The organism is Paenibacillus sp. FSL R5-0887 (genome assembly GCF_038002305.1).
Taxonomy (GTDB): Bacteria; Bacillota; Bacilli; order Paenibacillales; family Paenibacillaceae; genus Paenibacillus_AQ; species Paenibacillus_AQ odorifer.
Genome location: NZ_JBBOCE010000002.1, coordinates 1,004,737 through 1,028,968 on the forward strand (window position 1 = coordinate 1,004,737; position 24,232 = coordinate 1,028,968).

20 protein-coding genes and 1 riboswitch are annotated in these 24,232 nt (G+C 44.2%); of the genes, 7 read left to right on the forward strand and 13 right to left on the reverse strand.

What is annotated here, in order from left to right; translation table 11 throughout:
* Positions 1–19: 19 nt before the first annotated feature.
* Complete coding sequence (gene thpR, locus MKY14_RS22500; protein WP_076218347.1) at positions 20–622, reverse strand: RNA 2',3'-cyclic phosphodiesterase; 603 nt, start codon at positions 620–622, stop codon at positions 20–22.
* Positions 623–711: 89 nt separating this feature from the next.
* Here thpR and MKY14_RS22505 point away from each other — a divergent pair, with 89 nt between their 5' ends.
* Positions 712–1,668, forward strand: a complete 957-nt coding sequence (locus MKY14_RS22505) for a D-2-hydroxyacid dehydrogenase (protein WP_076129248.1) — start codon at positions 712–714, stop codon at positions 1,666–1,668.
* Between the two features lie 78 nt (positions 1,669–1,746).
* On the forward strand, positions 1,747–2,262 hold the full coding sequence (locus MKY14_RS22510) for a GrpB family protein (protein ID WP_076129249.1): 516 nt from the start codon (positions 1,747–1,749) through the stop codon (positions 2,260–2,262).
* 75 nt (positions 2,263–2,337) lie between these two features.
* Here MKY14_RS22510 and MKY14_RS22515 read toward each other — a convergent pair whose 3' ends face one another.
* Entirely contained in the window at positions 2,338–3,747 is a 1,410-nt protein-coding gene (locus tag MKY14_RS22515; RefSeq protein WP_038568916.1) for a deoxyguanosinetriphosphate triphosphohydrolase family protein, read from the reverse strand.
* Positions 3,748–4,025: 278 nt separating this feature from the next.
* Between MKY14_RS22515 and MKY14_RS22520 the strand changes: the two genes are divergently transcribed.
* Both MKY14_RS22520 and MKY14_RS22525 read left to right on the forward strand, forming a co-directional pair.
* Complete coding sequence (locus MKY14_RS22520) at positions 4,026–4,775, forward strand: polysaccharide deacetylase family protein (protein ID WP_076129284.1); 750 nt, start codon at positions 4,026–4,028, stop codon at positions 4,773–4,775.
* Positions 4,776–4,841: 66 nt separating this feature from the next.
* Positions 4,842–5,828, forward strand: a complete 987-nt coding sequence (locus tag MKY14_RS22525; RefSeq protein ID WP_076129251.1) for a substrate-binding domain-containing protein — start codon at positions 4,842–4,844, stop codon at positions 5,826–5,828.
* Positions 5,829–6,207: 379 nt separating this feature from the next.
* Here MKY14_RS22525 and modB read toward each other — a convergent pair whose 3' ends face one another.
* The 5 genes from modB to MKY14_RS22550 all read right to left on the reverse strand — a co-directional run bounded on the left by modB (position 6,208) and on the right by MKY14_RS22550 (position 10,936).
* Complete coding sequence (gene modB / locus MKY14_RS22530) at positions 6,208–6,864, reverse strand: molybdate ABC transporter permease subunit (RefSeq protein ID WP_172628881.1); 657 nt, start codon at positions 6,862–6,864, stop codon at positions 6,208–6,210.
* 40 nt (positions 6,865–6,904) lie between these two features.
* Positions 6,905–7,699 (reverse strand): molybdate ABC transporter substrate-binding protein, encoded by a 795-nt coding sequence (gene modA / locus MKY14_RS22535; RefSeq protein ID WP_445253391.1) that lies wholly within the window; start codon positions 7,697–7,699, stop codon positions 6,905–6,907.
* 508 nt (positions 7,700–8,207) lie between these two features.
* Positions 8,208–9,173, reverse strand: coding sequence for a helix-turn-helix transcriptional regulator (locus MKY14_RS22540; RefSeq protein ID WP_076129254.1), 966 nt, complete (start codon positions 9,171–9,173; stop codon positions 8,208–8,210).
* 199 nt (positions 9,174–9,372) lie between these two features.
* Positions 9,373–10,059 (reverse strand): hypothetical protein, encoded by a 687-nt coding sequence (locus MKY14_RS22545; RefSeq protein WP_076279907.1) that lies wholly within the window; start codon positions 10,057–10,059, stop codon positions 9,373–9,375.
* Positions 10,060–10,249: 190 nt separating this feature from the next.
* Positions 10,250–10,936, reverse strand: coding sequence for a M50 family metallopeptidase (locus tag MKY14_RS22550; RefSeq protein WP_076194197.1), 687 nt, complete (start codon positions 10,934–10,936; stop codon positions 10,250–10,252).
* 225 nt (positions 10,937–11,161) lie between these two features.
* Here MKY14_RS22550 and MKY14_RS22555 point away from each other — a divergent pair, with 225 nt between their 5' ends.
* Together MKY14_RS22555 and MKY14_RS22560 are read left to right on the forward strand one after the other, a co-directional pair.
* Entirely contained in the window at positions 11,162–11,629 is a 468-nt protein-coding gene (locus MKY14_RS22555) for a hypothetical protein (protein ID WP_076129257.1), read from the forward strand.
* A gap of 49 nt (positions 11,630–11,678) precedes the next feature.
* Positions 11,679–12,383, forward strand: a complete 705-nt coding sequence (locus MKY14_RS22560) for an AIM24 family protein (protein WP_340977367.1) — start codon at positions 11,679–11,681, stop codon at positions 12,381–12,383.
* Positions 12,384–12,477: 94 nt separating this feature from the next.
* Here the strand turns inward: MKY14_RS22560 and MKY14_RS22565 are convergent, their stop codons facing one another.
* Both MKY14_RS22565 and MKY14_RS22570 read right to left on the reverse strand, forming a co-directional pair.
* Entirely contained in the window at positions 12,478–12,933 is a 456-nt protein-coding gene (locus tag MKY14_RS22565) for a Dps family protein (RefSeq protein WP_076129259.1), read from the reverse strand.
* Positions 12,934–13,120: 187 nt separating this feature from the next.
* The gene (locus MKY14_RS22570; RefSeq protein ID WP_340977368.1) at positions 13,121–14,599 is read right to left on the reverse strand and encodes a potassium/proton antiporter; all 1,479 of its coding nucleotides are present in this window, start codon (positions 14,597–14,599) and stop codon (positions 13,121–13,123) included.
* 194 nt (positions 14,600–14,793) lie between these two features.
* On the opposite strand from MKY14_RS22570, the gene MKY14_RS22575 reads away from it, so the two are divergent.
* The gene (locus tag MKY14_RS22575; protein ID WP_340977369.1) at positions 14,794–15,858 is read left to right on the forward strand and encodes a GNAT family N-acetyltransferase; all 1,065 of its coding nucleotides are present in this window, start codon (positions 14,794–14,796) and stop codon (positions 15,856–15,858) included.
* An 87-nt stretch (positions 15,859–15,945) separates the two neighbouring features.
* Here the strand turns inward: MKY14_RS22575 and MKY14_RS22580 are convergent, their stop codons facing one another.
* The 4 genes from MKY14_RS22580 to MKY14_RS22595 form a co-directional block, all read right to left on the reverse strand.
* Entirely contained in the window at positions 15,946–18,651 is a 2,706-nt protein-coding gene (locus tag MKY14_RS22580; RefSeq protein WP_081383792.1) for a discoidin domain-containing protein, read from the reverse strand.
* Between the two features lie 51 nt (positions 18,652–18,702).
* Positions 18,703–20,223, reverse strand: coding sequence for a glycosyl hydrolase (locus MKY14_RS22585; protein ID WP_340034002.1), 1,521 nt, complete (start codon positions 20,221–20,223; stop codon positions 18,703–18,705).
* Between the two features lie 151 nt (positions 20,224–20,374).
* Positions 20,375–21,925, reverse strand: coding sequence for a glycosyl hydrolase (locus MKY14_RS22590; protein WP_081387268.1), 1,551 nt, complete (start codon positions 21,923–21,925; stop codon positions 20,375–20,377).
* 12 nt (positions 21,926–21,937) lie between these two features.
* Positions 21,938–22,017: riboswitch (cyclic di-GMP riboswitch) on the reverse strand.
* Positions 22,018–22,153: 136 nt separating this feature from the next.
* Positions 22,154–23,527, reverse strand: a complete 1,374-nt coding sequence (locus tag MKY14_RS22595; protein WP_076129262.1) for a sugar phosphate nucleotidyltransferase — start codon at positions 23,525–23,527, stop codon at positions 22,154–22,156.
* Positions 23,528–24,232 lie beyond the last annotated feature (705 nt).

The following is a 24,232-nucleotide window of genomic DNA, read 5'->3' on the forward strand; positions in this document are numbered from 1 at the left end:
GAAAACTTTATTATCGATTTTAAACTGTAAACTTTTCAATAATTTCATACATAGGAATGGCATACATTCTGGTAGCATACAACACAAAACTATCAATCGTCCAGTCTCTCTGATAGTTTTTTAGGTTCCAATCATCATCCAATTTCAGTAAATTTTCCAGCAATTTATCATCATATGAATTTTTTCCCCGGTACTTTCGAGCCACAGTAAGATGCGGTTTATAGGCCCTGGATTCGCCTGAAAAACCTAGTGGAAACGTCGCTGAATGCACTCTGGCAGCTAATTGATTTAATGCCTCTATTTCGCCGGAAACCCCTATCCACAGGACTCTTGGGGAAGCTGGAAGACCAAATGTGTCCCATTTGTCCAAAGAGAGATTGAAGGGTCTGCCTTGACCCGCAGTCTGCCTCAAGGATTTCACTAAATCTGGAATTTTGGCCTTTGGGGTATCTCCTAAAAATTGCAGGGTAATATGATAATCTTGCGGATTTGTCCATTTAGCAAAATCAAAATTTTCAGATAGCTTTGAACATGCCTGCGCCACTATTTCTTGCAGCTCAGAAGGTAATTTCACAGCTAAAAAAAGCCGTTCTGATTCGTTCTCTGATGCTTTAGCATCCATGGTCAATTTCACCTTCTCCAATAGATTTGGTATTCTTAACCTATAACATGATCCATATCCATTAAACCACAAAGTAGGAGGAACACATCATGACTAAGTCTATAGTATGTCTACAACCACTTACATCTCAGCAGCAGGAAAGGATCAAAGCGGCTGCCCCAGGCTATACATTTACACAAGGAGACGCAAAAAATCCGGATTTGCAGCTGCTTGCAGAAGCAGAAATTGTAATTGGCTGGGCAAAAGGTATTTCGGATACACTCCTTCGCCCTGAGTCCTCCCTTCGCTGGGTTCAGTCCTGGTCTGCTGGTATTGAGAAGCTTCCTCTCGATCGTCTTAAGCAACAAGGAATCCTGCTCACCAGTGGGAGCGGAGTTCATGCCGAACCTATTTCTGCGGTAATCTTCGGGTTCATTCTTCTCTTCACCCGTAATTTGCATACAGCTGTACGCAATCAGCAGAACCGGATTTGGAAATCTGATGGCAGTGAAAGCGAGCTGTTCGGTAAAACAGCCGTAATAGCTGGAACTGGAGCGATCGGCAGTGAAACCGCCAGAATTGCTAAAGCCTTCCGGATGAAGACTATCGGTGTCAGCCGTTCCGGTAAGCCAGTCGCAGACTTTGATCAAATCTATACAACAGATCGTTTATCCGAAGCTGTAAGTCAAGGCGATTTCATCATCAATACCCTTCCTATTACCGATGAGACCAAGCATTTATTTAATGCCACCAGCTTCTCCGCGTTTAAAGAAGGCTCCTATTACATTAACATTGGCCGGGGCGCAACTACCGATACAGAGGCGCTGATCGATGCATTGAATCGCGGACAACTCCGTGGTGCTGGGTTGGATGTTTTTGAGACCGAACCCCTTCCGCAGGATCATCCGCTTTGGTCTATGGAGCAGGTTATTATCACTCCACACTCCGCTGGAATTACAGATCAATACGCTGACCGGATCGTTAATATTTTTACCGAAAATGTGAAGTCTTACTTATCATCAGGCACACCTTCTCTAAATCTTGTTGATTATGACCGGCAATATTAATAATAAGCTTTACAAAACAAGAACATCTGTTCTATAATAAGAAAATCCAAAGTTATCCATAAAGAGAGGGTTAGTGCAATGAAGGTCACGGTCACAGAATTTAACGAACAATGGAGTCTAATGTTCAACGAAGAAGCTCAGAAGATTAAAGATATCTTTGCTGATGCCCTCGTTGATATTCACCACATTGGCAGCACTTCTGTTTCCGGACTCAAAGCGAAACCAATCATAGATATAATGCCAGTAGTACGAAATATCGAAGCTGTAGATGAGTTCAACCAGCAAATGACAGCACTTGGTTATGAATGTATGGGTGAGTTCGGTATCAGTGGCAGAAGATATTTCAGAAAAGGCGGAAATAGCAGAACCCATCATGTTCATGTCTTCCAAATGGATAATAAGATAGATATCGGTCGTCATCTGGCTGTAAGAGACTACCTTCGATCATATCCGGAGGCGGTTAAACAGTACGGAGATTTAAAAGATACTCTTGCCAAACAATTCCCAGAGGATATTGGAGCTTATATAGACGGGAAAGAAGAATTTGTGGTTAAGCTTGAAAAAACTGCATATGAGTGGTATTTAAATCAATAACCCTTATAAAAATAGCCCCTGCTGTTCATTTAGATCATCCTAAATGAACAGCAGGGACTACTTGTCTAAGAGCCTCTAATCCAAATCATAAATCGAGCCGACTTTCAGTCCGTACAGCTCATTATATATTTTCTCTGCAAAAGCATCAGTCATCCCTGCGATATAATCAATCACCATATGCTCCCAAGTCCAAATCGGCTTTGCCTGCTTCTGATCTTTCTCAAAGCGCTGCAGCCAATCCGATGGAATAATGGCTTTAGAGGTCTGTGGATCCAGAAATGCTCCCCATAGTCGGCGCAAAATCCACTCACTACGTTTCTGCAGCCGCTGCACACGCAAATCACGGATCATAGTGACCCATGCGAAGCTTTTCAACACACTGACGGTCCGCAGCATATCTTCATCTTCTTTTCCTTCCTTTATAAAGGTGACCTTCTTCCAGTCTCCATCTTGGATCACTCCCAAGCTTGCGACAAAGGTACTTACCCAATAAGCCTTAACTTCACGTCGAGTGCGGGAATAGTCGTTTTCACAGGTTGGCATTTTTTCCTTCCAAACCCGAAGAAATGAACTGAGCACTTCCTCGACCTTCGCGCGAATGCCTTCCTCTTCCCAGCCCTTCCAGAAGAAATCCTCGAGCGTGGTGATTTTCTCCACGATTAACCGTTGGATATAAGAATCATGCATAAAGTGTTCATGCACTTCAATCTTTCCGGCTTTAATCCCATCCTCCAGATCATGTGCAGAATAAGCGATATCGTCACAAAGGTCCATAAGCTGAGCCTCCAACGTTTTCTTACCTGCTGGTATTCCCCACTCTTTGCGGATCTCCGAAATATATCCCCATTCGTGCAGGTACATCCCCTTCTTCAGCGAGGTGCCGGGAAAAGGATACTTATTTATGCCTAGCAGCACAGCATCCGACAGATTTAGGCCATCAATATTTTCACGCTTCTCCAGAAACATAATCAGCCGATAATTGTGGGCATTGCCTTCGAAATGCTCATAACGTTGCTTCATCTGCTCATGGATCAGCAGCCGATCCACACCCGTTGCGCCTGATTGCAGCGCAGCTTCGTTAGTTTTCTTTTCAATAAGCTGTTCCAAAATATTATCCAGCACTTCTTCCCCTTTATGTCCAAAGGGAGGATGGCCAAAATCATGAGCGATAGCTGCGCATTCCACTACCTCTGGATCGATAACAAGACCCGGATTCTCCGCCTTAGTGGTTTCCACTTCTGGATACGATCGCAGCAGACTTTTCGCCGCCTCACGGGCAATCTGCGCAACTTCAAGTGAGTGAGTCAGACGCGTACGGTAATAATCACCCGTCCCTGCTCCGAATACTTGTGATTTACCTTGTAGCCTACGGAAAGTAGGCGAATGAATCAGGCGTGAATAATCACGCTCATAAGCAGCTCTCGACGTTTCAAGGCGGGTAATCTCCGGATATTGCCGGTGTTCTCTTTTTTCAATAAGTGTCATATTCCCACCCCTAACCAAATGTCTGTATATAGTACTTCATTATAAGGCATTTTCATAACTATTTTCACATCAAAATACAAAAGCTAATTTAATTATAAACGGGCATGTCGATAACTATGTAATCATCAGAACCCAAAAGGAATCTCATAACCTGTACATGAAGGATAGTAGAAAGAAGAAAGAGCACAAAAAAAGACTGGTTGTCTATACAAAACTTAAACTATGAATATACCGACCCCCAAAAGGAGCACTCTAAAATAAAAAAAACAGGTGAAATGATGAAAACTCGCAGCAAAATTATGATGATCACCCTTACACTCTTTTTATGCTTCACGAACTCTGCTCTAGGCAGTCCAAGCAAAAACCGCGACTACTACGAAAAAAGAGGAGACATGATTTGGGAAGTACATACTAACCAAAAAGTGATTGCATTGACGTTCGATGACGGTCCTGACCCTACTGAAACCGATCAAATCTTAAAGGTATTGAATCAATACCATGCGAAATGCACCTTTTTTGCGATAGGAAAAAGAATTGCAGCCTATCCAGAGGTAGCGAAACGAGTGATTGCTGAGGGGCATGAATTAGCTAACCATACCTACAATCACGTTTATTTTAAAAGACCTATTAATGAAGCCCAATTTGAGCAGGAGCTAAAATTGACCGAAGAAGAGATTATAAAAGTCTCCGGTAAACATAGTTCACTGTTCAGACCACCAGGCGGCATGTATGACGAGACCTTAGTAGATCTGTCTAACAATATGGGCTTGAAGCCCATATTATGGTCCTGGCATCAAGATACACGTGACTGGAATCGCCCAGGGGTATACAGTATTTCGAACAAGGTCATTCGAAATGCACGTAATGGAGACATCGTTCTGTTTCATGATCATGTGCACGGGCAGTCACAAACTAGAGAAGCGCTTAAAATTATTTTGCCCGAATTAGAAAAGAAAGGCTTTCGATTTGTCACTGTCTCTGAGTTGATCAAATTATCCAGTACACAACAGGCTGGGAAACAACAATAGCCTAATTGCACAGGACTTCAAAATAGGGTAGTCTTGTCCTAATATGAAGTTCTGGAGGCTTTTGTGATGTCCGATAATACATCCTATACGACAGAAGAAATTGCCCGCTTATTAAAAATATCAAAATTAAAAGTATATGATCTAATTAAAAAAGGGGAGCTCCCCTCCTACCGTGTAGGAAAACAAATGCGCGTGGATCAATCCGATTTGGAAGCCTACAAACAAAATACACGGAGTGGGGTGTCTACCGCTAACCCTACTACTATAATGGGCCAGACTCCACCAGCAATCCCCTTGGCCTTTTCCGGTACAAATCCAGCACAATCTCCTCACCTTAAAGCTGTAGGACACAGCTTGGTGATTACAGGTCAGGATATGTCACTGGATATTCTAGCTACCTATTTAGAACGGGCTCTGCCTACTGAACGTCCTCTTCGTTCTTATGCCGGGAGTCTAGACAGCCTGATTGCCATGTATAAAGGGGAATCGGACATTGTCAGCACACATTTACTCGACGGGGATACTGGAGAATACAACCTACCCTATATCCGTAAAATACTCGTCGGATGTTCTTATGTTGTAGTTCGCCTGCTAACCCGAAGTGCTGGTTTATACGTACAAAAAGGGAATCCCAGAGGTATTCAGGAATGGTCTCACTTAGAGCAGGATGGACTCACGCTGATCAATAGAGAACGAGGCTCAGGTGCACGCGTATTATTGGATGAACAGCTTCGATTGCATGGCATTCCAGCAGCCAGCCTATCAGGCTATATGAACGAGGAGAACAGCCATTTGGCAGTTGCCGGTAAAGTGGCCCGGGGAGAAGCTGATGTAGCCATCGGCACCGAGAAAGCCGCCAAGATTGTCGACGGCGTTGATTTTATTCCTATGATTCAGGAGTGCTACGACCTGGTGATGATAAAAAAACCGGAGCATGAGCAATGGATCGCTGCCGTGATTGATATTTTGCGTTCACCAGCCTTCCAGAGTGAGCTAGGATCCATTCACGGATATGATCTCACGGAAACTGGGACGATAATTTATGAGACTTAATGGTCGCAGACAGAAGAAGGAAGCAATCTGCAGAAGCGTTTAACTGTATTTCGTACAACTATATAACTTCGAACAACTAGCAAATTAGATATAACTGTATTTGGTACACCTATTTCTTTTGATTTACTACCCCATAGGCGTCTTTTCTAGTTTTAGTTGTATAGAATACAATTAAAACTAGAACGTTCCCTTATGCAGACCGAATAACTGTATAGAATGCAGTTAACTCACAGACTCCCATCAAAATTTGGCGGCGCTAAAAGCTGCATCAAAGTCGCCGGGTTTCCACTTGCCCAGCATCTGCTCAAGCCGCCCGCTTCAAACCAAAAACACCAGACAGCAACTCTCCCATAACCGGAGAATCGCTGTCTGGTGTTTTTTAAGAACGCCGATTCACAAACATCAGCATAGCGGCTGAAATAACAATAATTGAGCATACCCACATCCACGCGAGCGTCATATTGCCTCCATCTACCGCAACATAGATCGCTGTGGGTAAGGTTTGCGTACGGCCCGGAATATTGCCAGCTACCATAATGGTAGCGCCAAACTCCCCAAGACCGCGGGCAAAGCCAAGAACATAACCGGCTGCCAGCGACCGGCCCGCAAGCGGCAGCGTGACATAGCGCAGTACCTGCAGTTCACTTGCCCCTTGTGCCCGCGCTGCATCTTCAAGATCTGCTTCTATCCCTTCGAAACCCGCCTTCACTGTGCGATATACGAGTGGAAAAGCTACAACTACAGCAGCGATAACAGCTGCCCCCCATGTGAACAGGATCGTCTGCTCCGTCATCTGTTCATACCATCTACCGATCCAGCTTCGTCGGCCTAAAATAACTAAAAGTACAAATCCTACGACCGTCGGCGGCAAAACGAGTGGAAGCAGCATTATAGTCTCTACCAAGCTGTGGCCAGGAAACTTCCGGCCTGCCATGGCCTTCGCAGCAGCTGTTGCCAAAATGAATACAATAATGCTGGTAATCACAGATATTTTTACGGAAAGCCATACCGGGGCGAAGAAATCAGTCCAGTTTATTTCCAACCTTATTCCACCCGCTTCTACTCGTAATTTCTATTTAAGGAAGCAGGAAGCCATAACTTACAAAGATATCATTAGCTTCCTTGCTCTGAAGGTAACTATACAACTCCTTAGCTGCCTTTTGATTCTTCGAGCTCTTCACGATGCCTGCCGGATAATTAATGGCTTTGTGTACATGGGGACCGACCGTCAAAGCGATTTTAGTTTTCTTTGAAGTAAGCGCATCTGTCTTATAGACAAAACCGGCATCGGCATTTCCTGTTTCTACATAAGAGAGAACCTGACGTACATCCTTGGCGAATACGAGTTTGCTTTGCAGCGGATCCCATACCTTTTTCGCTGTCAGCGATTGCTGAGCATATTGACCCGCCGGCACAGATTCAGGCTGTCCCACTGCCACCTTCTTAAAAGCTTTATCCGTAAGCTGAGTAATCGTAGTTAATTTGACCTTTGAATCTGAGGGTACAACTACAACCAATTGATTCTTAAGCAGAACCTTATGATCGGAGATAAGTCCACCTTCCACCAGTGCATTCATCTGTTTATCACCTGCAGAGAAGAACAGGTCCGCCGGGGCCCCTTGCTCAATCTGCTTTTGCAGAGTGCCGGATGCTGCATAATTAAAAACCAAATCAATATCGGGATGTTTCTTTTCATAAAGGAGAGCAATCTTATCCAGGCTGTCTTGCAAACTAGCCGCTGCGGAAACAATAATTTCGGTCTTCTTGGTGGCTGCTTGCACCTCTACACCTGAACCTGCAGATAAATTCACAACCAGAAGGATTGCCAATATCCCCATCACGGAGAGTGCCCATTTCTTAAACATTTCCATTCCTCCCAATTTCGTATGTATATATTTAGATGCTATTCTAGCATACAGTTTTTCGTTTTTCTATAAGTACAGTTGTGTTTGTATATGTTTAGTTATATATTGTTATAATTAGACAATATACAACGATGATTTTGGCTTTTTGCACACAAAAAAGATGCCTCTGACACCCCTAAATAGGGCTGCAAAGACACCTAACACGAATGATATTAATTCTTCACGTTAAAGCCCAGTACATTCAACAAAATGGATAATCCACTCCCCCAGAAACCTCACCCGGATTAATATATTCATTTTTAAGAATCAAATGAATCTTGAGAATACTTTTCTTCTATATAAAATTGAACAAAGGTCAAATTCGAGGATAAAAATAACCCTATAAATTATAATTATGTTATTTAATGTATGATGATATTATAAAAAGACTCACCAAACAAGAGAAATATTCTATAATTTTTGATTTGTAACAATATATGTAAACGAATATTTCATTTGAAGGTGAGAATCCATCTTATTTATATTGTGATATCCATTTCTCCAACTGCTGCCTGAGCACTTCACGATAATATAACGGCTCTATGATTTCAGCATCCTCTTCGAATCTCTTAATCCAGCGGACAAACGCAATATCTTGTTCCAACGCGACTTTAAAATAACAACACCGAGCTTGACGGTCTACTTTATTCGGCTTATAGGGCAGATCCTCTCTCTTAAGCCCTTCCATGATTCGCTCCGAAAATTTCACTTTAAACTCTACCTGCAAACTGTCGCGGTCAAGTGACCATTTTTGCTTCATAAAAGCTTGCAAATCAAATGATTCCTTTGAGAAGCAGCGGTTTAGTGGCTTCACGTTTGAAAAATCGTTGATATGATATGTACGAATAACACCCTGATGATGGCAAAATCCAATGAGATGATAACGATTTTCCAGTGGGACTAAACAATAAGGATCGATGGTTATTTCTTTCTCCTCCACTGCATTCTCACAATAATTCGCTTGAATACTCCTCTGCTTTAATAAAGCCTCCAATATAGGTGTTAAAAAAGATTGATGCTCCATCTGTGCACCGCTTCTTTCCAACCAGCTTGTACCTGCTTCTCTTCTTGCACGTTCTATCGTTTCTTCCCGCTCCGCCTTTCGCTTGTATTCAGCTGCAACTACTTTTTCATAAGCGCCTTCAAAATCGATAGGCAGAACGGGTTTAATATCTTCCATAATATAGCGTAGTTGCGAAAACGCAGACGCCTCTTCTTCCGACCAATCCAAAGGATAAAGTGCAAAATTGCCAATAAAAGCATAGCCTTTTCCATGTCCAAGGTGGGTTATAGGAATATGCATGGCGCTAAGCGCGTCCATATCCCGGTATATCGTTCTCTCGCTGTTGCCGCAGCGTTCCGCCAATTCACGGGCTAATATCCCTGGCTTGGCTTGAACAAGTGTAATAATGCGCATCAGTCGGATTAATCGGTCTGTCATATTCAGTTCCCCTTGATTTATGGTTAAATAGACCCATTATTTTATGAAAAAAAGTAATATTGTGATAGAACTTTTTTACTATGTTACCACATTTTATATTACAATTCTTCTGATTATTTTCCGCCGAACCCGCTGACAAAACAAATTTATGTATAGGTCTTTTTTCGTCAATATGCATCTTCTAGTTGTATGTCCTATATCAATTTCCAGTAGCAGTTTTCCCCCGCTTCTGATACTCGAATCCAATCTGTTTATACAACATTTCGGCCTCTTTAAGTAGTAAAGGATCTCCAGAACGCACGGCTAGTAATAGTAATTTATCTGCGTGACGGCAAAGCATTTCATGAGCTTGACTATGTTGTCCTTCATTTTGCAACGTGGTTGCCTCCTCAATCGTTTCAGCTGTTTTTAACAATTCCAGATGTTTCTCTACGTGAAAGCAGCAGGTTTCACTCAGAACCTGAGTATGATGCGTGTATTCTAGCTCAAGAACCTTTACTGGAAGCTCTTGAACACGCTCTACGGTTGGCTTTTTATATTTCCACTGTAAGGAAAGAGCTTCATATCTACCTGCAATAGTAGTAGAGATATTGAATTCCAAAGCAATAAACTTTCGTTGCCCCGTTTTTATTTTGCCAAGCTTAAGAAGTAGCGATCTGCCTTCACCGACTTCAAACTCACACCCATACGAACGCTTAAAAGTTACATGGGGTTCAAGCCAAACCCGCAGCTCAATTTCACGCGCAACCACTTTATAACTGCTGGGTCGGCTGTGCTCTGCAGGTATACTCCCTTTCCATTCGACAAGCAAAATAACATTACGATTGCCGCCTGCAAAAATACGATTTTGACTCCATGTGAATACGGGATGAATACTTTCTATCATTATTTCCACCTCTTTCTTTTTTTGGGTCTTCTATTAATGTACCAATAATGGCGGACAACTCCATGTCATGGAATGTATGTTCGGTTCTATATTATCGACAAAAAAAGAGTCATTCTACATGCTTAGTAGACTGACTCTTGTAAAAACAACTCCTTTTGTCTATTTATGACGAAAATTTTATGTTTTTTTCTCATCGACTCCCTAATTTAGTCTGCATTCGCTCTCGCTTGAAAAATAGTCCCAGTGCCCATTTGGCACACAACAGAGAAAATATAAAAAACAGTGTAGCCCAAAATATAGCGGGTATGGGAGTCATTCTTGCCAGATTGCTGGCATCTCCTGCACGGGACGGTGATACAGCAGCCGCGTATACCAGAAATAAACTTCCCATTACAGACTCCTCCAAGGTTAAAAAGGCCAATAACAAATAATAATATTTGCTGGCCTTCTTCCAAACCACCAGCATTAGAATATTTAGCGCAATAAATCCGCCCAACCACATCATGCCAAAGCTTCCTCGCACGTATAGCAGGAGCATAATCAACGCCACACCCGTAGCTAAGATAAGGCCCCAATCATGGCGTCCCTTACTGTATAAATAGAAGAGCAGAAGTGCAAATAAGGAGGCTAGCAAATAACCCGAGAGGGAAACTAATATTGCCTTGCCCCCTTCTTGAATAGCTGAATAGGTTACACCGCTATGATCTGCGTATAATTCAATCCTCAGCACACTACCCGACAGTAGTAAGGTCATCAGAGCATGACCAAATTCATGAATCATCGTGTCTAAATTCCGAAACAAAGATGAAAATGGGATCAATCTAGTCAAAAAAGCAGATCCGATCAGAAGCAATATTGTTTTAAGCCATTTGTTCAATCGACAGCAGCCCCTTTCGTCCAAAGTATACGATAAATAGTACCTCTTCTCAATCGAGATAATCACGGACTGATCGTGTTTAATAATGAGTAAACGAAAACCTTAAGGAGGTAAAAATTACTTTCATTATAAGCATTACCAGTCCCATGGCGTACGCTGTCAGAAGCTGTCAAGCTGTGTTAAAATAAAAGAACTACAAGCCTAAATTGGGTGGTGATTATATAGATGAAGCAACATAAATCCCGAGCATATCTACAGCTGTTATATTCGCTCCTGTTCTTGCTGACGCTTACTGTATGCCTGCCAGCTCCTGTAGCAAAAGCTAATATATTCAGTGATATCTATAATGGAGTTAAAAATTTCTCCGAGCTGCCAAACGAAGTGAATGAATTAAAGGAAGGTTTTCAGCAAACCGCTGAAGAGCTTCAGCAGGCAAAGGATAAGCTCGCGAATACCACGCAGGAGATAGAAGCTTACCGGATACAGAACGAAAGCCTACAAGAGCAGAATCGCCAACTAACGCAGATGGTTGATGAATTAAAAAATGACCGGACGGCACGCGAAGAATATTATCATAAAATCAAAGTGACTATTTTTACAGGGATTGGACTAATCCTAGGTTATTTTATACTGATCCGTTTTATTCGTTTCAGCATGCTTTACCGTTCGCGAAAAGGCGACCGTCTGCGTTAGTCTTACGTATTCATTGAAGATCACAGTCACAGCATGAGGGAGATGAACTATGAACATCGATATCCAAGATGAAAGCGACAGTGGAAGCGGACAAGCCGTAGCCTTCTCCCTTGAGGAGAAGGAAGAGGTTCATGTACTCCATCCACAACAAATTATCGCTTATCAAGGTCCTTCCTCAGGACGAGCGGACAGATTTATGGATGTGAAGGGCATATACCGCAAGCGAAAGTTGATTCGTTCCGATATGGCAGGTCCTTGCCATTTCGTCGCCGCCCTTCCACCAGGCTATCGCATAAAAATCCTGCAGCTCGATGGCAAAAGCGATCTGCTGTACGACTTTAAGCATCTCTTCTTCTACAGTATAGGTATTTCACTGGAGACCCGAGTGCTAAGCATGAAGAATGTGCTCGTTACACGGGACATTGTAAAAGTGAAATTCTCGGGCAATGGCATGATTGGCATACTGACGGATGGTACGGTCTGTGAAGCTGTACTGCACCCGACCAACCCCCTTTATGTCGATGCAGGCAGCATTATTGCCTACCCTGAGAATGCCAAGCTGGAGCTCACCGTTTACGGCAACCATTTGGCTAGCCAGCATATGAGCTATCACTGGAAGATGACAGGTCACGGGCCTGTGCTGTTTCAGGCAGGACGTCAGAACCGCCGATTCGAAAGAGATAACAACGATGATGGAATTGTTAAACGATTTCTACGCGAGGTAGTTCCCTTCGGGGGTGTGTTTATTAAATAGTTGTGTTCAGCAGTAAAACAACAAAACAAAGAGCGCCATGCGTATCCTATACGCAGGCGCTCTTTGTGGTTCTATCCTTTATAAGAATGTTGTCTTAGGCGATAAAAGCATTCAACATCCAAGCATGTTTCTCAATGCTGCTTCTAATACCAATCAGCAGATCCGCAGTGGGTTGATCAGCCAGTTCTTCTGCAGTAGCAATCGCAGCCTGCAGTTCTTTAGAAACAGTTGTAAAGTCTCTAACCAGCTCCATTACCATACCCTTGGCATCTTCGCCGCCACGAGCTTCCTGTAAATCGGAAAGCTCCAGATATTGTTTCATAGAGGAGGCAGGTTGTCCACCAATAGCAAGCAGGCGCTCAGCCAAATCATCTGCATAACCAGCAGCTTCATTGTAGAGTTCTTCAAACTTCTCATGCAGCGTGAAGAATTGGGATCCGCTAACATACCAGTGATAATGATGAAGCTTTACCCCAAGCAGGAACCAGTTCGCGGTCTGGCGGTTCAAAGCAGCGTGCAGTTCAGTTTGGCTCTTTAGTTGTGTAGTCATTAATAAAACCTCCTATGGTTAATTTATTATATTGTATTTAGACTCGTTCTAAATCTATATATAATTTAACACATCCTTTTGCTTTTTGCAACCACTCTGAAGATTTGCATGTTGCCGATTCTAGCATAACTTTTGTTATAACGCCTATTATCTCTGTCACACTCTGGATAACGTCCTCTTTCTAGACTTAAATCAAAGATATATTTTCCTCCGCCGTCTTCCCTTTCTGACTCCGGAAAAAAGCCCTCATCTCATCGCGTTTGCTCTTTGGACTTAAGACATATACAGTATCCCCTGGCTTAATGACGGTACTGCCATGGGGGGTGACAATGCTTTTATTCCGGATAATAGCAGTAAATAAGATATCATCTGGCAGTCCGATATCGGAGATTTTCTGCCCGGCAATGGGCATGTAAGGTTCAATTCCTATGTGGTTGAACTCGGAATCCGTCTTGCCAAGGGCGACCAGCTCCATCAGGGATGGCTGTACTGAATCCTCTTGCCCCACCAGCTTCAACCGGGAAGCCAGCGGTGAAATGCTTGTTCCTTGAATCACTGCTGAGGTCAGCACGACGAAGAATACCACATTGAAGAACAGTCGGCCGTGGGGAAGATTAGCTAGCAGCGGATAGGTTGCCAGCACAATTGGAACGGCTCCGCGCAGGCCGGCCCAAGAAATTAGTGTTTTTTCACGAATAGAGAATCTGGAAAAGAGCAAGCTTATAAACACTCCTATTGGCCTTGCCACAACCATCAGAATGACGGACAGCAATATACCTTGCCAAGCCACCTCTGCCAGCTCCTGTGGAAATACCAGTAGACCCAGCAATATAAACATAAATATTTGCATCATCCAAGCAAAGCCATGACTAAAATTCATAATGGTTCGATGATACATCAGCTCGGAATTGCCAAGGGTAAGACCCATTACATAGACAGCCAGCAAGCCGCTGCTATGAACGAGTGCAGATAAGCCGTAGGTTAGGACAGCAAATCCAATTGCCAATACCGGGTAAAGTCCCGTAGAATCCAGGTTAATTCGATTGATAAGATATACTGCGACTTTACCAAGTACAATCCCTATCACCAAACCAACTGCCATCTCCCATATAAAGGACAGCACAAGTCCCCATATCGCCATATCCGGATGCTGAATCCATTCGATCAGCGATACTGTCAAAAATACCGCCATAGGATCGTTGCTGCCTGATTCCGCTTCGAGTGTCGAGGTCAGTCGTTTGTCAATATTCTTACCGCCTAATACCGAAAAGACCGCAGCCGCATCAGTCGAACCCACGATAGCTCCGAACAAAAAACTTTCTGCCCATGACACCTCAAGAATCAGCTTAGCGAACACCCCAACGATAGCTGTCGTTAACAATACGCCTACCGTGGATAAGGATAATGCCGGCCGAATAATAGGCTTGATATCCTTAATACTGGTCTGCATCCCACCTTCGAACAAGATAACAACCAGCGCAAAAATCCCAGCCATTTGTGTTAAGGAAGCATTGTTAAAAAAGATAAATTGACTCAGTACCATCCCCGCAGCAAGGAAAAGCACTAGAGCTGGCATTCCAAATTTAGTGGAGAATTTGGTGGAAAACACACCTACAAGTAAGAGAGCTGCCAGCAATAATATGATATTATCTGCAAGTTGGGTCACCGTTTATTCACTTCCCTTTCGCTTCTAGCTTAAAATATAAGCTTCCTTATTTATGTACGTTATTACCCTTATCCACCTCCTTTTGAGACATTGAATAATATAAGCAGGATTGAAGATTTCATCCGCTGGGGCTTATACTTAAAATAATTCCTTTCTACCCTACTCGTATTTACATATAAGGAGGCTGACTGTATATGCAATTGAGATTAATAACACCTGCGGAGCTGGAGCAAGCCGCTCTTCTAGCCCATTCCATCTTTCGTAAAGCTGGCGACACTTCTATGAAAGAGCTGTTTCCGCTGATTTTTAGCCCTGGTTACACTCACTCTTATGCAGCCGTTGCCGAGGACGGTAACATCGCTGCTTTTATGGGATTAGTGCCCTCCACGATCCGCACTGGAGAAGCTCTCCTGAACGTGTTCTCCATCGGCGCGGTTTGCACAGATCCTGCTTATCGCGGACAGGGACTAGCCGGTCAGCTTCTACAGCTATGCCAGACCCATGCTGCGAATGCCGGCGCATCGCTTATCTTTGTCTCGGGTGACCGCTCGCTGTATACCCGAGCGGGATGCGTACCGTTCGGCGGTACGCAATTTGCCGAGCTGAACGCAAGCTCGGCTCACGCACTTGCTGCCGCAGCAGGGGAAGAATGGACGCTGCGGCCCATGCAGCCGGGCGACTTCTTCGCCGTCAACCGGCTGCTGAATGAACGCGAAGCCGGACAGGTGTACAGTCCGGGTGAGCTGGCGCTGCTGCTGGGTGCCGAGGCTTACGCGGGTGTGCTGGGCTTGTCCCAGCGCACACTCGTAGCCGTGCGGGACGGCAGCATCGAGGGGTTCGCCGCGATGGCTGTGCCTGCGGCGGATGTGCCGGCGCCGAGCCCAGCGACGGCGGTGGAATGGGCGGGCCAGCCGCAAGCGGTAGCGGCGTTGCTGGCCAAGGCGGCTCTGTGCGGCGGCGTTGGCACGCTGCAAGTGCCTGTGCCGTGGCAGGAGCGCAGCCTGCTCGCGCTTCTGCGGGACGCCGGCGCCTCCTTAAGCGCCGGCGCGAACAGCGGGACGGTCTGCATCGCAGACCGGGAAGCGCTTTTGCGGCAGACGGAAGTATGCCGCAATCGTAGCCTCGACTTGTCGTCCGTGGACGACAAGGAGCTGATCTCGCTGCTGTTTGATCCAGCGAGCCCGCTTCGCACCTCTGATTCCTCAGGGGAATCTGAGGCAATTCCTTTACCTTATATGTCAGGCCTCCATTTTATTTAAAGCACAAAAATAACCTCAGCGGGAGAAGGATCCCGCTGAGGTTATTTAGTATGCTCTATTAACAGTTATATAAATTCAAATAATTGCTTATTCTCTGGAGTACACCTGTAACTCTTGAATAGACCAATAATTCCCACCCGCTCCGTTCTGTACAATTTTGACATACCTCGTCTTCACTTTAGAAAAGGATATCTTAGTAAGCTCTTTCGTACCTTTTCCAGACGTGAGTTTTTTCCAGTTTTGAGCATCGTCAGAAATATAGACTACATAGTCTCTTGGATAATCAAACGGTGATAACGTGCTATCCAAATCTATTCTTTCAATTTCATGTGCTTCACCCAGATCAATCTGAAAATACTCTCCGGATACCTGATGTTTCCCCGTATCCCAGCGCGTGCGCCGATCCCCATCGATAGCCAGACTAGGAGCTGATGCTGCCGTATTCACATTTGAGGATACCTTCCATTTAGTACGATCCAGAGGAACCAGTCCAGTGGCTGTAATCTGAACTTTATCGGACAGTAAATTAGAGCCGGATACCCTTACCGCGTAGGTATATAACGTCCCTTCACGTAAATTATGATCCGTATATTCTGTAAGCTTCACATCGGTGGCCACCACCTTCATTTCCCCGCCGCTACCTTCAGCGCGAAGCAGCTCATAGCTTGCTCCTGGTGCCTCCAACCAATTTAATTTTACAGCTAAACCTTTTGTTGCTGCGGCTTTGAATCCTTTAGGTGCCGACGGCTTTACTTCAGAGGAAGGCTGCAAAATATACTGCACAGCCTCTCCTGGAGCAAGGGTCTCCGTAAAGGTTAACGTAGGAGTAGCCTTTTTACCTGTTACATAACTTCTTGCTTTTTCATACGTATCCCCGTTTCCAAAACGTTCCCCTTCATACACCCCGTTTTTCGGCATAGTCACATTTACACTCACAGTTTGTGGAGTAGATTCAAAGTTAACGAAATTAACCAGCACCTTATTTGAGGTCGCTCCGCTTCCCGCAAGAGGCTTCAATGTAGAAGTATCCACGGCCCGAACATATACCAGCTTGTCGGCTAACACATCTTTGTTGGCAATTTGATAAGTTAGCGGAGCTCCATGTGTAGCATAGGCAAGACTGAGCCTTCTCATGATGCTGACACGTGAATCCTCATTTTCTTTTGTATAATAAATCTCTGTGGTCGCCGGATCATGCTCTTCTAAATTAAACCCGTATTTGAATAAACTGAAATCCTTAAAAAAAGCAGCATGCTGCACAAACATATCCGCATAACCAATATGTGCACGCATGATCCGGTCGAATACAGCCGCTGTCCGCTCCGTTGCCCCGTATTGATAGGCATCCACATGACTGTCCGAGGTACCAAATTCAGTGGTCAGCATTTTTTTGCCGAGTCCATTGTCTGCGCCAGTGAAGGTCTTCAAATTCTCAGTAAAGCTTCCTCCATTACTAAAAATATAAGAGTCGCCGTAGGAATGTCCATTGGTCAAATCCGTAACCTTCTCCAGCTCCATACGTTGCTCTGGATCACGTTCCCAGCCATCCGGATCTCCACATTCCTTCCCAGTTCCCTTCTGATTACCGCAAGAATCCTCACTGTAGCTCGGCCAATATGCCCAGCCCGGAGCAACAGTTTGTAAATGGGGCGCGATTTGCTTGCCCTTTTTATTCAGCCAGTCCGCAATCGCCAGGTTCACTGCCTTAGAACGATTGAATAATCCCGGCTCATTATCTACCTCATAATATTGAAAATAGGGGCTATATTGCTCAAAATAATCTGTCAGCTTTTTCTCCGCGTCAGCAGGCAACGATCCATCTGCCTTAAGCTTAATATCACCAGTATGCAAATACAAAGCAACCGCCTGCATGTTGTAATCCTGCAATACCTTGTAATATTCCATCATATCCGAGCAGGATCTCCCGACATCACTGGCACAGCTAGTACGCATCACATTCCCGCTATAAGCCATCCCTAGCCATTTGATAACATAAGGCAAGTGCGTAACTGCACCTTCATCGAAATAAAATTGTTTATTATTCACTACTGTTCCCGTCAGTGTATAGCTGCCATGGATAGGCTCAGAAATTGGAGCGTTAAGAGATTCTAAACGGAGATTATCCCAAGTCCACCAGGAATATTCGTCTTCTTTGTCACTGCAATATAAACAGCGAACCGTTTGCAGCTTCAATTCATTCGTTCCTATCTTCAATTGCTCCTTGGGAATATATAATTCATAGGTCTTTTGAAAGTTATATTCGCTTTCTGTGCCAGCAACGCCCGCAATTTGAATGATCCCCGACAATTGATGATTGGAGAACACACTCATTTGCGGCACGGATTTATAAGCATCCAGAATACCTACGCTAAATAAGACCCCATTCTCCGGGATCTTATTTAGCTGATAGGTGATCGTTAATTCCGGCTGGGTCTTTCCATTCAAGCCTGCAGGCAAGCTCTGAAGAGCCGATGATTTGAGTACCGAAGAAGTAACATTAAATTCCTTCTTGCTGCCAGAAGTGCCACTCGCAGCGAATTCAGCTGCTGAGCCATCATGTTGTCCCAGATTCCAGATCACAGTACCATCCGGTATTTCTGCTGCAGCATCAGTTCCTGCAGATAGTCTCGGTATATTGGCACCTACCTTATAATCGTTTGTCCTATTCGTTCCGAAGACAGAGACAGACAACAGAAACAAGACGGTTAATGCGGCGAATTTTAGTAATAACAGTAATGGTTTGTTTGCAGATATCTTATTTTTTCTATTAGATATTCTCCTCGTTATTCCCATCCATAGGTCCTCTCTTTCTTCCGGAATGTCTTACCCTATCATTTCATTAGATTAAGGAAGGAACAATGCCCCTTGTGGAATTACCTGCTGCTTCTGGCGGGAACTCTCCCATAGCAAACGAAGATTGGCATCTCCTTCATTCTCATAATATTCAATTTGGATATCATAAAGCGTTCCGGCTGTGAGCGGGATACTTCCTTTATGAAGGGTTGCACTTTGATTTTTCCAATTGTCGATGATCAGCTTTCCGTCAATCCAGACACGGACTCCATCATCAGAGGATGCCGAAATCGTATATTTTTCACTGAATTTGGGTTTGAGTTTCCCTTTCCAGCGTACAGAAAAGTGATCTTCATTTATCTCTGAGGCAGGAGACCCGCCATGCCAATTAAAATCAATCTTACGGTCATTGCGGATAAGTACCGCTTCTCCCTCTAAATCAGTATTGTTATAGTATTCTCCAGTTAAACCCGTCAGGGTTACCGGAGTTACGGGTGCTATCGAAGGACCTCCTGTTGTGAGAACATAGTCCTCTCTTGATACTATAAACGAGTCTTTCATAAAGCTTTTAATTGACTGTAGCGTATTATTTTCTGTAAGTAATTTTCCCCAGGTCATCATATAGACCCATTTATTTTGTTTCTCAGTTAATACATCCGGGTTCGGCAGTTGCCCACTCTCCCCGATTCCGATAGGTTTACCCTCGGCCAATGCGAGCAGATCCTCATAGTAGGACTGTTTATAATCGTTATTGTAGATATCCGCAGCCAGAACATCGAGTTTATCCCCACCGGGATAATATGCAGCATATGGATCTGACCATTCATTCGGCGCATTCGGATTCCACACCCACAGTAGATTATTTAGCTTGTGTGTGTTTACAAGACGATCATAGACAATACTCCACAGCTCTGAAAAATTGTCCTTTTTCCCCCACCAAAACCAACCACCATTCATTTCATGGTAAGGTCGCCATAAGACCGGAACTCCGGCATCACGCAGCTGACCCAAATATCCAGCAACCTCGTCTAGATCTGAGATTAGCCTCTTATACTGAGCTGTCCCAGGTGTAACATAAGCATTAAATTTCTCTTGACTGAGACTTCTGTTTACATTGGACCACTCTGGAGAGGTTCCCGGTAAGCTCTGATGGAAGGTCATCGCTACAATGCCACCCTCTTGATGCCATTCAATTGCACTGTCTATAACAGCTTGCCGCTGTTCTGCGATCGTCTCTTCGGATTGATTATTAATCGCCCCTAATTCATAACCATGTAGAACAGCATTTTGTCCCGAAGTATTCTTCAGCTTATGAACCAGTTCATCTGGACTTTCTAGATAATCATGCTGGCCGGACAAGAGCCCTTTGCCACGTAGATTTACCAAATTACTTAGTAGTTGCTTGGCTTCTTCAGAAGCCGAAGGATTACTTGGTATAGCCGGAGGTAGGGAGGAAGAAACACTCATAGCCTTCGGAAGACTTTTAACCTCTCCCCAAGGCAGCAAGGAAAAAATAATAAAGACCGGTAACATAGTAAACAACAATCTGTTTTTCTTATAATATTTACGCAAATAAATCCTCCTTTCGGTAGCTGTACTGCCTCCACAGGTGTTAAAAACATACCTGTTATCGGACAATCGTCTTCTGACCTAATGAGGACTATAGCTTAGTAGCTCTGCAATAACGCAGAGCCACTAAGGATCGACCTTTAATTTTCATCAATCAGGAGACATCCGGAAGAAAAAGTGCACTTGCTGGAACTGTCTCTTTAGCTTGACTAGCACTTTCCCACATCAAGCGGACTCTCGCATCGCCTTCATTCTCGTAATACTCCACCTTGATATCATATAGCTGGCCAGCCTTCAGCGTTATAGTGCCCTTACGCTCAGTACCACTTTGCTTAGTCCAACTATCAATCACGGATTCCCCATTCACCCAGACACGGATACCATCATCTGAGGTAGTGTAAAATGTATATTGCTCATTATATAATGGCTTGATTTTACCGCTCCAACGTATGGAGAACCGATCAATCCCGAGGGCGGCATCCGGCGAGCCTTGCCGCCAATTGAAATCGATTATTGCATCAGTTCTGTTAAGAGCTGCTGCTCCCGACAACTGCATGTTGTTGTAATACTCTCCTGCAAGCCCCTTCGCGAGAGGAATTGCTGCCTCCCCCTCTTCTTCGGAAGGTGCCGGCGCTGGTGCGGCGCTAGGTGTCGGTGCCAGACCAGTATTTAATTTATCTCTGGTCAGGGTATAGTTGCTATTCATAAATGTTTTGATTGTGTCTGCACTGTTATTCTCGTAAAGCATTTTTCCCCAGCTCATCATATACGTCCATTTACTTTGCGATTGCTGAAGCTTCTCCAGATTAGGCATTTCACCATTCTCCCCGATCGCAATCGGTTTGCCTGCGGCTAGACTCAATAAGCTGTCATAGTATTTTTGCTGGTAATCATTTTCGTATATATCTGCTGCCAGAATATCTACTTTATCAGCACCTGGATAAGTTAGCGCATAAGGATCTGACCAAACATTGGGAGCATTCGGACTCCATACCCATAACAAATTATTTAATTTATGAACGTTAACAAAACGGTCATACATAATATTCCATAGTTTAGAAAAGTTATTTTTCTTCCCCCACCAGAACCAGTTCCCGTTCATTTCATGATAGGGTCTCCAAAGCACCGGAACATTGGCATCGCGCAAGCTTTTTAAAGAGACGGCCACCTTATCAAGCTCAGCGATCAGATTGTTATATTGCTTGGTACCCGGTGTAACGTAACTATCGAACTCACTCTGGCTAAGTGTTTTTTTCACATTATCCCAGTCATAAGAGGTGCCCGGCAGGTTAGCATGAAAAGTCATAGCTACGATCCCGCCCGCTTTATTCCAGTTGATGGCGCTGTTCACCACATTTTGACGTTGCCAAGCCATCGTTGCTTCGGACTGACCACTGATCGCACCCATTTCATAACCGTGAAGAGCCGCATATTGCCCGCTGGTTCCCTTCAGCATATTGTTAATTTCATCTGGACTTTCTAAATAGTCATGTTGACCGGCAATAATACCTTTTCCTGAGATCGAGTAAAAATAGTTAAGCAGCTTTACGGCTTCAGGTGAGGCACCTGGGGTAACTGGCGTTCCAGAATTTGAAGCAGCTATGACAACAGACGGCGAAATTCCAACAGCAAGCGGAAGTGCAGTCAGAAACAGGACGAGTGACAGAAATGCACCAAACAATCGATACGTACGGTAAGCTTTCAAAATAATCTCCCTTTCGGTAGCCAGGCTGCCACTCTTTCGAAGGCCCTATAGCTTTGCGTCCCTACCTTTCGATAGGTTTGCCTTTTCAATTTAAGAGAAATAATCTCTCTTACCGTAAGTATCGACGACAATTAATGATATATTTAGTGTTTTTATGACTTTTTTTGATAATTGAGTCAATTTACCTGTTTCAAGAAATTTTGAATTGGTTAAATAGATAGGTTAGACCTATGAAATGAATTGTTGTAGTTCTATATCATTCCAGTCTAAAGTAATACGTATGTTATCTTCTTCTACTAATTCAGACCCCGTCTGTACCTCTATAAACTCAACATCCGTCAAAGCAAGGATCGCGTGCTTCGTTCCTTCCGGTATACGTACCACGTCCCCAGCCTTCACATTATGTTTTTTCTCATTCAGCACAATACTTGCTTCGCCGCTGACGATTGTCCAAATTTCACTACGCTTGCGATGTAATTGATAGCTGATATTATTCCCCTCGGATATAAAAATCCGTTTGGTCAGCACTTCATTGCCTTCATCATATTTCACATAATCAATAACTTTGTAATGGCCCCAACGGCGTTCCTCGTACATCGGTCTTTGTTCAAAGGTCTTCAGCACTTCTTTAATCCGTGGGCTCTCAGCTTTATGGGTAACTAGAATCCCATCCGGGCTAGCCGCAATGATCAGATCCTTCGCACCAATTACCGTAATCGGAATGTCCAGCTCATTAATCAAGCAAGTCCCCTCAGAATCCGCCGTCACAAAACCTTTTCCTACATGCTTGCTGCTCATTTCCTCTGTCAGCGTATTCCACGTTCCAAGATCCTTCCAGAATCCATCATACGGCTGCACCACAATATGTTCTTCTTTCTCCACCACTTCATAATCAAAGCTGATGGAAGACAATAGCTTATACTGCTTCTGCAATTCTTCATATCCTAAAGGCAACCCTTTACGCTGCAAAATATCTAACAAGTACCCTAAGCGGAAGGCAAACACTCCGCAATTCCACAAGGCATTTTGTTCGATGAGCTGTTCTGCTTGTATGCGGTCTGGTTTCTCTTGAAAGTGACTCACCTTCATAAAACCATTTTCCCCCGCCTCTTCGGTGGTAGGAATAATATATCCGTATTTCTCTGAGGCATGTTCAGGAACAACACCCATTAGAGCCAGATTTGCTCCACTTTCCAGCATGGTCCCCTCAAGCATAGCTATGGTATCGAAAAAAGATGCTTCTACATAAGGGTCAACAGGCAATATTGCTACCGTCTCCGCTGGAGAAACACCTGCCACTGAATAAAGATAGGTAGCTGTTAAGGCGATAGCCGGAAAAGTATCCCGACGCTCCGGTTCAACGATAATCGGCACATGACTTCCCAATTGGCTTTGTATCATTTCTACTTGGCCGCGGCCGGTGGCCAGATAAGATGATTCTGCCATCCCTGCTTCCTCCAGCTGTCTCCAGACACGTTGTACCATGGATTCTGGTTCACCTTGAGGGCTTTCAAGTACCTTTAGAAATTGCTTTGAACGTGAGTCGTTGGACAACGGCCATAACCGTTTACCTGAACCGCCTGATAGAAGTACCATTTTCATAGAATGAACCCTCCTTGAATTATGGAAATCGAGCATATTTGAATTGTTATCAAAACGTCAGCTTCCACTTAGCCTTATTTCGAGCGGATGCACTAAAAAAATTTGTTAGGTAGAAACCACTCCAAGGGATTTTGGACTTCCGATCGCTGTTATCCTCAGATTTCCTGATTGAACCGCTTCTCGCGGTAGAAATCCGAGGATAGCATATGCTTTCGAAGCTAGCTTTCCTACGGAAATCTTTCGGGCGAACACTCCGTTTCTACAGTTCCAAATTCCCTTTCCGTTCTTCACCTAACCAACTTCTTCTTAATACTTGATCCGTGCGTACCGGACTGTACCAGCCGGAAGCAAGCACGTTTTTCTAAAGATTTGCTTCTGCTCCGGGGGAGGCAGCTGCAACTGCAAGAACAACTGCAACTACAAGAGCAAGACTAATTGCCACCACAGAGACAGAGACAATGACAACTACAACTACAACTGCTACTGCTACTGCGGTATATAATCAGAGTACCTAACTTTATAAATTGCTTAGAAACTTAAGATAAGGGAACGAAGGGGCGGAGGGGAATTTTGGAACTGTAAGAGCGATAGCGTCCGCCTTTGTCTGCGGATTTCTACCGCTATCAGCGGTTAAAATCAGGAAATCTGCAGACAACAGCGGCTGGAAGTCCAAACATTCACCGCAGTTGCGACTGACACTTAACA

Bases quoted from the DNA above. Each gene is read 5' to 3' on its own strand.
- MKY14_RS22580 (WP_081383792.1), bottom strand. From the start codon at position 18,651: ATGGGAATAACGAGGAGAATATCTAATAGAAAAAATAAGATATCTGCA.
- MKY14_RS22565 (WP_076129259.1), bottom strand. From the start codon at position 12,933: ATGACTACACAACTAAAGAGCCAAACTGAACTGCACGCTGCTTTGAAC.
- MKY14_RS22520 (WP_076129284.1), top strand. From the start codon at position 4,026: ATGAAAACTCGCAGCAAAATTATGATGATCACCCTTACACTCTTTTTA.
- MKY14_RS22510 (WP_076129249.1), top strand. From the start codon at position 1,747: ATGAAGGTCACGGTCACAGAATTTAACGAACAATGGAGTCTAATGTTC.
- MKY14_RS22540 (WP_076129254.1), bottom strand. From the start codon at position 9,173: ATGACAGACCGATTAATCCGACTGATGCGCATTATTACACTTGTTCAA.
- MKY14_RS22505 (WP_076129248.1), top strand. From the start codon at position 712: ATGACTAAGTCTATAGTATGTCTACAACCACTTACATCTCAGCAGCAG.
- MKY14_RS22560 (WP_340977367.1), top strand. From the start codon at position 11,679: ATGAACATCGATATCCAAGATGAAAGCGACAGTGGAAGCGGACAAGCC.
- MKY14_RS22515 (WP_038568916.1), bottom strand. From the start codon at position 3,747: ATGACACTTATTGAAAAAAGAGAACACCGGCAATATCCGGAGATTACC.
- MKY14_RS22545 (WP_076279907.1), bottom strand. From the start codon at position 10,059: ATGATAGAAAGTATTCATCCCGTATTCACATGGAGTCAAAATCGTATT.
- MKY14_RS22595 (WP_076129262.1), bottom strand. From the start codon at position 23,527: ATGAAAATGGTACTTCTATCAGGCGGTTCAGGTAAACGGTTATGGCCG.
- modA (WP_445253391.1), bottom strand. From the start codon at position 7,699: ATGGAAATGTTTAAGAAATGGGCACTCTCCGTGATGGGGATATTGGCA.
- MKY14_RS22525 (WP_076129251.1), top strand. From the start codon at position 4,842: ATGTCCGATAATACATCCTATACGACAGAAGAAATTGCCCGCTTATTA.
- thpR (WP_076218347.1), bottom strand. From the start codon at position 622: ATGGATGCTAAAGCATCAGAGAACGAATCAGAACGGCTTTTTTTAGCT.
- MKY14_RS22575 (WP_340977369.1), top strand. From the start codon at position 14,794: ATGCAATTGAGATTAATAACACCTGCGGAGCTGGAGCAAGCCGCTCTT.
- MKY14_RS22555 (WP_076129257.1), top strand. From the start codon at position 11,162: ATGAAGCAACATAAATCCCGAGCATATCTACAGCTGTTATATTCGCTC.